Here is a 10,438-nt window from a genome sequence, read left to right as displayed (position 1 = left end):
ATATTAAAATAATTAGATAAATAAAAAATATAAAAAAAAGTAATATATTAGACAAAATACAAATAATAAGAAAAAATAAGAAAAAATTAATACTTTATGTAAATGACAAATAAATTAAATATAAAATGGATAAAACAAGAAGAAAAAACAATAAAAATAGATAAAAACAAAAAAATTAAATTTAAAAAATAGACAACAAAGAAAAAACTAAATTTAAAAAATAGATAAGAATAAAAAATAAAAATAAAAAAAATTAAGAGGAAAAAATCCTCTTAAATTACTTATTTTCAATATTAACTTATTTAGTTAGAACGGTAAATTAGTATATCTATTATATATAGTTACAGTATTTGTATTCCAATTATTAATTACACCAAAAGTGTTTCTTGTAGAAATACAATCTGCAGAATACCATTTACCATTTACATATACTTCAGTCCAAACGTGACCATACCAACCATCAGTAAATTGACAGTAACCATGGACATAACGAATAGTTACACCAACAGCACGACACATAGCAACATAAAGGTTAGATTGATCACAACAATTACCACTTCTTCTAGTTAAAGTTAAAGCTGCACCTTGTTGAGAATTGTAATAATAATCATAAACAACATTATCCCTTACCCAATTAAACATAGTAACAGCCATATCATATTGGGAACTAAGACCTGCAGTTAAACTTTTAGCAAGAGCAGCAATAGATGAAGTATCTGCATTACTTCCACTATCATCATCGGTATCAATTACAACATAATTTGGTAACTGATCATTATTTCCATAAAATGCAAGAACTCTACTAAATGCTTCAATTAAAGCATTATATGAAACTTTTCCAAGAGCAGTAGTTGAATAATTAGGACCTTGTTCATAATTTAATATGAATTTATAAGTCCTAGTAGCAGAATCAACATAATCTGCTAAATTTAAGTTATCACTAATTGCATCTCCAGTATTTGGAGAAGATGGTTCATCTAATGAACCAATAATAGCAATATTAGAAGTATTACCTGAATTTAATTGACTAATAGCTCTAGATTCATAATATAAGAATTGAGCTAAACTAATCTTAACAGAACCAATAGTAACAGTACTAGGAAGTTCACCATTAGCAGCATAATACTCTTTAACAACTTTAGCAGCACTAACAATTTGATCAATAGTTAAATAGTTAGAATTTGAACTATTAGTATTTCCAGTATTTTCATTAACAATAGTTGTAATATTACCTTTAATACTTATATTAGCTGGTAATTTTTTATTTACACCATAATAATCAAGAATTACACTAAAAGCATTTATTAATGCATTATAAGAAACTCTTCCAATAGTAGTAGTTGAATAATTAGGACCTTGTTCATAATTTAATATGAATTTATAAGTCCTAGTAGCAGAATCAACATAATCTGCTTTATTTAAATTACCGTTAATTGCATCTCCTAAATTAGGAGAAGAAGGTTCATCTAAAGAATCAACAATTGTAATACTATTTGTATTACCAGAGTTTAATTGGCTAATAGCTCTAGATTCATAATATAAGAATTGAGCTAAACTAACCTTAACAGAACCAATAGTAACAGTACTAGGAAGTTCACCATTAGTAGCATAATACTCTTTAACAACTTTAGCAGCACTAACAATTTGATCAATACTTAAACTAGTAGGTATTACATTAACAACATGTATTTTAGAAGTACCAGTAACTCCAGGATATTGATTATTAGATACAAAAGTGTAAGTTATAGTATAATCTCCAGCAATTAAATTAATAGCTAAACTTGCAACACCATTTGAGTTAGTAGTTGCATTATAAATAATAGTACTATTATTTAATCTAAATTGAATATTTTGATTACTAATAGGATTACCAAATGCATCTTTTAAAGTAACATTAAATTTAGCACCAGATTTACTAGTAGTATTTAAGTCGTTTCCTTTAATAGTGGTTATATTTTTAATAACTTTAATAGTAGTAGATCCATTTGAGGATAATTTACTATTTGAATCAGTATATGAATATGAAACATTATAATTTCCATTATTTAATACTGGAATAACAAGGTAAACAATACCATTGTTATCAGTTACTAAATTGTAAACACGGTTGTTTAAATTAACAACAACATTTTTATTATTAACACCATTACCTAAAGCATCTTTTAAGACAAGACTGAAATTATTACCTTCAAAATATGTACCATCTACACCATTAGATAGTACAGTAAAGTAAGTATAATTTCCAACGACTTCATTAGTATTTACTACTACACTAGTTGGTAATTTATTATTACTTTCATAAGATATAAGAACATCTGCAAAAGTTTCTATTAATTTATTATATGAAACTCTTCCAACAGTTGTAGTTGAATAATTAGGACCTTGATTATAATTTAAAATAAACTTATAAGTCCTAGTAGCAGAATCAACATAACCTGCTTTGGTTAAATTACTATTAATTGAATCACCTAAATTAGGACTAGAAGGTTCACTTAAAGATTTAACAATAGCAATATTAGCAGTATTACCATCATTTAACTGACTAATAGCTCTAGATTCATAATATAAAAATTGAGCTAAACTAACCTTAACAGAACCAATAGTAACAGAGCTAGGTAATTTACCATTATTAATATAATATGCTTTTACAGTTTTAGCTGCACTAACAATTTGATTAACAGTAAAACTTGTAGGAGCACTAGTACTTGAAGATGTAGTTGTTCTAGAATTATATTTGACATTGATAAAACTTGGTAACTGTTTATTTGTTCCATAGTAATCAAGAACAACACTAAAAGCTTCAATCAACCTATTATAAGAAACTCTACCAATAGTAGTAGTTGAATAATTAGGACCTTGATTATAATTTAAAATAAACTTATAAGTCCTAGTAGCAGAATCAACATAACCTGCTTTATATAAATTACCATTAACAGAATCTCCAGAGTTTGGAGATGAAGGTTCACTTAAAGATTTAACAATAGCAATATCTGCAGTATTACCAGAATTTAATTGTGAGATAGCTTTAGACTCATAATATAAGAATTGAGCTAAACTAACCTTAACAGAACCAATAGTAACAGTACTAGGTAATTTACCATTAGTAGCATAATAAGCTTTAACAGTTTTAGCAGCACTTACAATTTGATCAATAGTAAAACTTTTAGAACTACTTGAATTATTTGTAGAGCTACTTGAACCATTCATAGAGCTAATACCACCATTTAATGAAGTCATATTAAAGACATTAAAGTAAAGATATCTGAAATAAGCAACTCCATCAGCTCCACCATCTAAAGCATATTGTGAATCAGTAGATAATACACTACTACTTAATTTAACAATATTGGAATCTGAATCATATGATTGAAGAACAGTCCAAACATCTGCATTACCAGAATGGCTTTTAAAGTAATTAGTTGTAGACTTAATCCATGCATCATCTTCTTGATAATTACCTTTATAAACCATAGGCATGATTATATCTACAATATTTCCTAATTGATCAGAATCTTGACCATAATAATAAGCATTAGAAGAAGTTTCTGGCATAATAATTGCAGCAACTTTCATATTTGAGTTAATCTCTTTAACTGCAGCAGTTAACATTTGAGTAAACAATGTAATAGATTTAGTTCCATTTGCATATTTATATGCAGTTCCAGGGAATCTTAAATAATCTAAAGTAATACCTGCTACACCTTGAAGTTCAGCATAAGATTTAGCCTCATTTATTTTTTGAGTCCAATAAGATTGGCCAGAAGTTGCTGGATTTATAAAACCACCATCATAAAAGCATTGCATCCATATATAAACATTAATATTATAAAGTCTAGCTTTTTTAATAAATGATTCTACAGCATCAATACCATAAGTTTCTACAGCATAATAATTTAAGAATATATTACCAACGTGATTTGCATAAAGTTTAGATAAATCAACACTGTTCATATTACTTCCAAATAAAAATACTCCAAAAGTATTATTATTAAAAACTGTAGTATTATTTACAATTGCAGAATTTAATCCTGACATTGCAGTTAACTTATTTAAAGAAGAAACTTCATTATTCTTGGTATTATTCAATACTGTAATATTATCAGATACAGAATTTGAAACACCAGAGATACTATTATTAGAAATTGTAGAACTTGAATCATTAGCATCTAAACTATTTAAAGAACTACTATTCTCATTATCTATAATAGAACTTGAATAATTATCACTACTTACGATAGAACTTGAAGAACTACCTTCATTACTATTTAACATAGCATTTGTAGAATTATATGTATTTACGGAATTTGTTACCGTATCATTTGTTACAGTTTGAATTGAATTAACCGAAGAATTTGATAATACAACTGAATCATTATTATCCACATCAGTTGCACAAATAGCACCAATGCTTAAAAAAACAATAAGCACCATTAATAAGCTAAAATATCTAAATTTCTTCGACATTTTTCGCCTCCTGATTTGTCCATAAAAATTCTTAAAAAAAATATAATTAAAAAAAAGTGATATTAAAAAACACTGATTTTTAAAAATATTTTTAGTACAAAATAATTTATAACTTAAATTGTATATAAAGGTTATGTTTAAGAAATAAAGCATTAAATCAATAGTATTGAATAAAAATAACCAAATAATATTAAAATAAGATAAAATAACTAAAAAAATAGGTATAAACAATATAAAAAACAAAAAACTAAGAGTTTTAAAATTTAAGTTAAAAAATTCTAAAAAAATAGAATACATTAATCTTTTAACCTTGAAATTAAAATAAAAAATAAATTGATATAAAAAATAAAAAATAAAAAAAATAAATTCTTAAAATAGAAAAAACAAGAAAAATAAAACGATAAAAGAGAAATAGAACATATTTTATTTAATTTAAGAAAAATATAAAAAAATGTATAAAATAATTTAAAGCCTTTAAATAAGACTTAAAAACTAAATTTATAAAAAAATTAAAAAAAGTTTATAAAAAAAATAAAATTTTTAAAAATAATTTAATTTAAAAAAATTAAAAATTAAAAATTTTACATTGGTGGCATTTCGCCCATACCTGGCATTACACCATTAGCATCATGAGGAATTCCACTGTGGTCAAGACCATCATCTGCACTACCAGTTGAATTAAGAGCACCTGCAGCAGCAACTACATCATCAATACGGATAATCATAGAAGCAGCTTCAGTTGCAGAACTAATAGCTTCTTTTTTAACTCTTAAAGGTTCAACTACTTCATCAGACATATCAATAATTTCACCTTTAAATACATCAATACCCATAGTGTTTGAATTTTCATGAGCACTAATAAGTTTAGAAATTATACTAACAACATCAAGACCAGCATTTTCAGCTAAAGTTCTAGGAACAACTTCTAAAGCTTTAGCAAATGAACGAATTGCTAATTGTTCTTTTCCACTATATTTTTGACTAAAGGCACGGAGTCTTCTAGAAATTTCGATTTCTGGAGCTCCACCACCAATAACTACTTTTCCATCTTCAATAGTAGCAGAAACTACACCAATTGCATCATCAAGTGCACGTGCAATTTCTCCAGTAACATATTTAGTAGAACCTCTTAAAACAATAGAACAAGCTTTAGGTTCTTTAGTATCTTTAAGGAAAGTTAATTTTTGATCAAATATTTTTTTAGTGTACATATGACCAACAGTACCTAAATCTTCAGGTTTTAAATCTTCAATATCAAGAATGATTTTTCCACCAGTTGCATGTGCTAATCTTTCCATATCAGTGTTTTTAACACGTTTAAATGCAGTAATACCTGCATCTTTAAGATATTGTACAGCCATATCATCAATACCTTTTTGACACATTAAAACATTTGCACCAGCATCAACAATATTTTGAACTAAATCTTTTAAAATTTGTTGTTCATTATCTAAAAATGCATTCATTGCAGAAGGTGAAGATAAATCAATTTTTGAATTCATTGTTAAATCTCTAACTTCAAGAGGATATTTTAAAAGAGCAATTTTAGCATCTTTAATATCAGTAGCCATATTTTTACTTACAGGAGAGTTATCAATAAGAATACCATCAACAACTTCAGAATCTGAAACAGAACCACCATTAACTCTTTGAGTGTTAATATGTTTGTTAATTACTTTTCCATCTTCTACAACACGAGTACAAGCTTCAACAACAATATCTGCAAGAGATTCTTTAGCATAATCTGATCCTTTACCAGTCATTGCAGTCATAGCAACTTTTTTAAGAGTTTCTTTATCATTTGCATCAATTGCAATATCATCTAAAATTTTTAAAGTTTCATCTAAAGCAGCTTGATAACCTTTTAAAACAATAGGTGCAGGAGTTCCACCATCAACTAATTTTTCAGCTTCTGAAAGTAATTCACCAGCAATAATAACTGCAGTAGTAGTTCCATCTCCAACTACACTTTCTTGATTTCTAGCAATATCAACAAGCATTCTAGCTGCAGGATGTGCAATTTCCATTTCTTCTAATATTGTAACACCATCATTTGTTACAATAACATCCCCTAACTTATTATTTACTAACATTTTATCTTGACCTTTAGGTCCAAGAGTAGTTCTTACAATACCTGCTAATATTTTTGAAGCATAAACGTTTAAATGAAATGCATCTTTACCTTTAAATCTTTGAGTACCTTGAGGTAAGATATAGATTGGTCTGTTTGTATTATTTGCCATCATATCACCATTAATTTTCTTAATAAATATATAAGGCTTTTATAAAACCTTAAAAACTATAAAAATAAATAGTTAAGTATTAAATTTGAATAATCAATTTTTAATTAACTAATAATCCATTAATATAAAGTGTGTTTATGATTATATAAAAAGCTTTCGAAAAGTATTTATTAACACTTAAATTAGAGTAATAAAAAAAGTTTATTTATTTAATAATTTTTTTTGAATTTTATCAGATTCTAACTCATTAATTGCATTTTTAGCTATCCATCTACTAGCTTTACAATCTTTTTTAAGAATTTCATAAGAAAGTTCTATTGCCTCTTTATTAAGATTAATATTTCTTTTACCAATTTGTCTAATTGCCCAATTAACTGCTTTTTTAACAAAATTACGATTATCACAAGAAGCATCAATAATTAATGGATAAAACTTTCTAAAGTATTCATCATCTTCTTTTTTATTATGGACTGCAAGAACAGCAATAAGAGAAAAAGCAGTTCTTTTAACATATTCTTTTTCATTTTCTGCCCATATTGGAATTTTAGATATTGCTAAATCAGAATTTCTAAAAAGATTTATACAAGCTTGATCAACTACATCCCAAGAATCAAATTCAGAAACCCATTTATCTAATTGTTCATTAGTTAATTTATCTGGTTCTTCAACCATTGGTGCAAGAATCCTTGATTCATGATAAGGATAATCCCATAATTTAATTGCAATTTCATGATTTTTACCTACTTTTTTAGCAATTTTTCTAATATCTAGCATTCTAAGACCATAAGATTTATTAAAATTTATACCAAAACGTTTTTTACCTTTAATATTTTCTTCATTACTAAGAAATTCAAATTCATGAATAATATCTTCAAATTCCAAATTACCACCAAATTAAAAAAAATAGATTAGAAAACAAAAAATAAATTTAAAAAAATAAAACAGATTAAAAATTATAAAAAACAGTTATAAAATGAATAAAAATAATAAAAAATAAATAAAGAAGAATTAATCTTCTTTAATTGCTTTTGCAAGTTTTTTACCTAATTCATAAGCTTGTTCAAGAGCTTTTTCATCAGGAACATAATGAACATCTAATGCATCGTCTTCAAGTACATCGAAACCTGCATTTTCAAGATCAGAGGTTAATCTATTAATAGCACCTCCACCCCATCCTTTAGATGAGAATACAGCTGCTTTTTTCTTTTTACCTGCATTTGCAAAGCTTAAACAATTGAAATAATAAATGATTTTTCCAACATTTGGATATGGATTATTCATCATAGTTGGAACACCTAAAGCAATAGCTTTACTATCAAGAACTTCAGTTACTACATCACTTTCATCATCTTCTTTCAAGAAGCACATTTTAACTTTAACACCTTCAGATATAATACCTTCAGCAATTTCATGTGCTAATTTTTGAGTAGAATGATGCATAGTATCATAAATAACAGTTATTTTATCTTCACAATCAGCTGTTGCCCATTTAGCATATAAATCAATGATTGTTTGTGGTTTAGTCCAAATTACTCCATGACATGGTGCAATCATTTTAACTTTATCTAAATATCCTGCATCAGCCATTTCTTTAACTTTACTTACAACAAGTGGTGAAGATAAAGTAATTAAATTTGCAAAGTATTTTTTAGCAACATTTTCAACAGCTTTAGGATCAAGTTCATAATCATATCTTTCACCAGAACAGATATGTTGACCAAAAGCATCATTAGAGAATAAAATACCTTCTTCATTATATAAAGTAAAGTTACTATCTGGCCAATGTAACATTGGTGCATTAATAAATGTAAATGATTTACCACCAAGATCTAAAGTATCACCAGTTTTAATAGGATTCATTTCTTTATTAACTAAACTAGGCCAATGATTTTTAAGACCTGGAATAGCAATTTGAGTACAATAAATTTCAATATCTGGGAATTTTTCAACAATATCGGGTAATGAACCACTGTGATCCATTTCAATATGATTTTGAATCATTACATCAATTTTAATTTCATCTTTCCCTTCTTGAGCAAAAGCATCTTCGATTCTAGCCCATAACTCTGGGAAAAATCCAGGATATACATTATCAATTAAAGCAGTTTTATCATCACCAAATACAAGGTAACAATTATAAGTAGATCCATGTAATGTATAACCATGGAATTCACGGGTATCCCAATCAAGAGCTCCAACCCAATATACGCCATCAGCTATTTTTTTAGCATTTGCAATCATAGTTTTCACCAATATTTTTATTTATCCACTATTAATTTTTAAATATTTAAAAAAATTACTTATTGAACCTATAATACAATAATTAATAAGTCCAAAAATAATTTAAAAAAATTAAAAATTATAATATATATAGTAATATATTTAATTAAATAGATTTATATTTTTCGAACAAAAATTAAAATATTAGACTTATTCTATAAAAAATAAAAAATAAAAGAAAATTACAAGTAAAATATAATAAACCAATTAAATAAATAAAACAATATATTGAAAATATAATTAAAATAATTATAAACTAAAAAAAGAAAAAATATAATTAAAAAAATTACAAATTAATAAAAGAAAATAAAATATAAAAATATAATTAAATAATTATAAACTAAAAAAAGGAGAATACAATGAATAGTAGTGAAACAATTTATAAAGGAATTAAAGATTCTGGAATAAATTTTATTGTAAGTGTTCCATGTGCTAACCTTAAAGAATTATTAAATCTTATAGATGCAGATGATGAAATAACACATATACCAGTTACAAGAGAAGAAGAAGGTCTTGGAATATGTGCTGGAGCATATATGGCAGGAGCAAAAACTGCAATTTTAATGCAAAACTCAGGATTAGGTAACTGTATTAATGCATTAGGATCATTATTTGAATTATACTCATTCCCTCTTGTTATGATTATGAGCCATAGAGGAACAGAAGGAGAATCAATTATAGGACAAGTACCTATGGGAAAAGCAACACCAAAATTATTAGATTCACTTGATTTACCATATTATAAACCTACAAATCATAAAGAAGCATATGATGCAGTGTCTAAATCATGGAATGAATCTGTAGAAAGTGGAAAAGTAGTTAGTATATTACTTGAGATTAAATACTGGAAATTAGAAGACGATTGAGGTTAAAGTATGGCAACACGTGTTGATGGAATTAAAGAAATAATGAAAAATATTGAAGATGAACTTGTAGTATGTAATATAGGTGTTCCCTCAAAAGAATTATATAAAGTAAAAGATAGAGCTAAAAACTTTTATATGATAGGATCTATGGGTCTTGTATCCTCAATTGGACTTGGACTTGCACTTAATCAAGATAATACAGTTGTTGTAATTGACGGTGATGGGTCTGTTCTAATGAATATGGGTTCACTTGTTACAATAGCACAAAACCAATGCCCAAATTTAATTTGGATTGTAATAAATAATGGAGCATATGGTTCAACTGGTAATCAAGATACTTATGCTAAAAATTTAGACTTAAGAAAAATAGCTAAAGATGTAGGATTTGAAAATGCATATAAATTTGAAGATATTGATTTTAATAAAGCTTTAAAAAGTAAAAAATGTATGTTTATAGAGTATAATCTTGAACCAGGTAATTCTAAAGCACCAGTAATAGATTTATCTCCAGAAGAAATTAGAGATAGATTTATGAATGAAATTATAAATTAAATTTTTTTATTTACTTTTTTTTAAATTTTATAA

Annotated in this window: 6 protein-coding genes; 2 read left to right on the top strand and 4 right to left on the bottom strand. The window is 26.3% G+C overall.

Going from position 1 to position 10,438, the window contains the following annotated elements; genetic code table 11:
- Nucleotides 1-306 precede the first annotated feature (306 nt).
- The 4 genes from BGI41_RS00250 to BGI41_RS00235 form a co-directional block, all read right to left on the bottom strand.
- The gene (locus tag BGI41_RS00250; protein ID WP_158211952.1) at nt 307-4,464 is read right to left on the bottom strand and encodes a pseudomurein-binding repeat-containing protein; all 4,158 of its coding nucleotides are present in this window, start codon (nt 4,462-4,464) and stop codon (nt 307-309) included.
- Nucleotides 4,465-5,045: 581 nt separating this feature from the next.
- Entirely contained in the window at nt 5,046-6,707 is a 1,662-nt protein-coding gene (gene thsA / locus BGI41_RS00245; protein WP_369829820.1) for a thermosome subunit alpha, read from the bottom strand.
- 201 nt (nt 6,708-6,908) lie between these two features.
- The gene (locus tag BGI41_RS00240; protein WP_088538249.1) at nt 6,909-7,589 is read right to left on the bottom strand and encodes a DNA alkylation repair protein; all 681 of its coding nucleotides are present in this window, start codon (nt 7,587-7,589) and stop codon (nt 6,909-6,911) included.
- 126 nt (nt 7,590-7,715) lie between these two features.
- A complete protein-coding gene (locus BGI41_RS00235) occupies nt 7,716-8,948 on the bottom strand; it encodes an FprA family A-type flavoprotein (RefSeq protein ID WP_088538248.1) in 1,233 nt (410 codons plus the stop codon).
- 398 nt (nt 8,949-9,346) lie between these two features.
- Here BGI41_RS00235 and comD point away from each other — a divergent pair, with 398 nt between their 5' ends.
- Both comD and comE read left to right on the top strand, forming a co-directional pair.
- On the top strand, nt 9,347-9,853 hold the full coding sequence (gene comD / locus BGI41_RS00230; RefSeq protein WP_088538247.1) for a sulfopyruvate decarboxylase subunit alpha: 507 nt from the start codon (nt 9,347-9,349) through the stop codon (nt 9,851-9,853).
- A gap of 9 nt (nt 9,854-9,862) precedes the next feature.
- A complete protein-coding gene (gene comE / locus BGI41_RS00225; protein ID WP_088538246.1) occupies nt 9,863-10,405 on the top strand; it encodes a sulfopyruvate decarboxylase subunit beta in 543 nt (180 codons plus the stop codon).
- The last annotated feature ends 33 nt before the right edge of the window (nt 10,406-10,438 follow it).

The organism is Methanobrevibacter sp. 87.7 (assembly GCF_002208625.1).
Lineage (GTDB): Archaea > Methanobacteriota > Methanobacteria > Methanobacteriales > Methanobacteriaceae > Methanarmilla.
The sequence above is the reverse complement of the archived record's forward strand: the minus strand, read 5'-3'. Positions and strand labels throughout refer to the sequence as shown.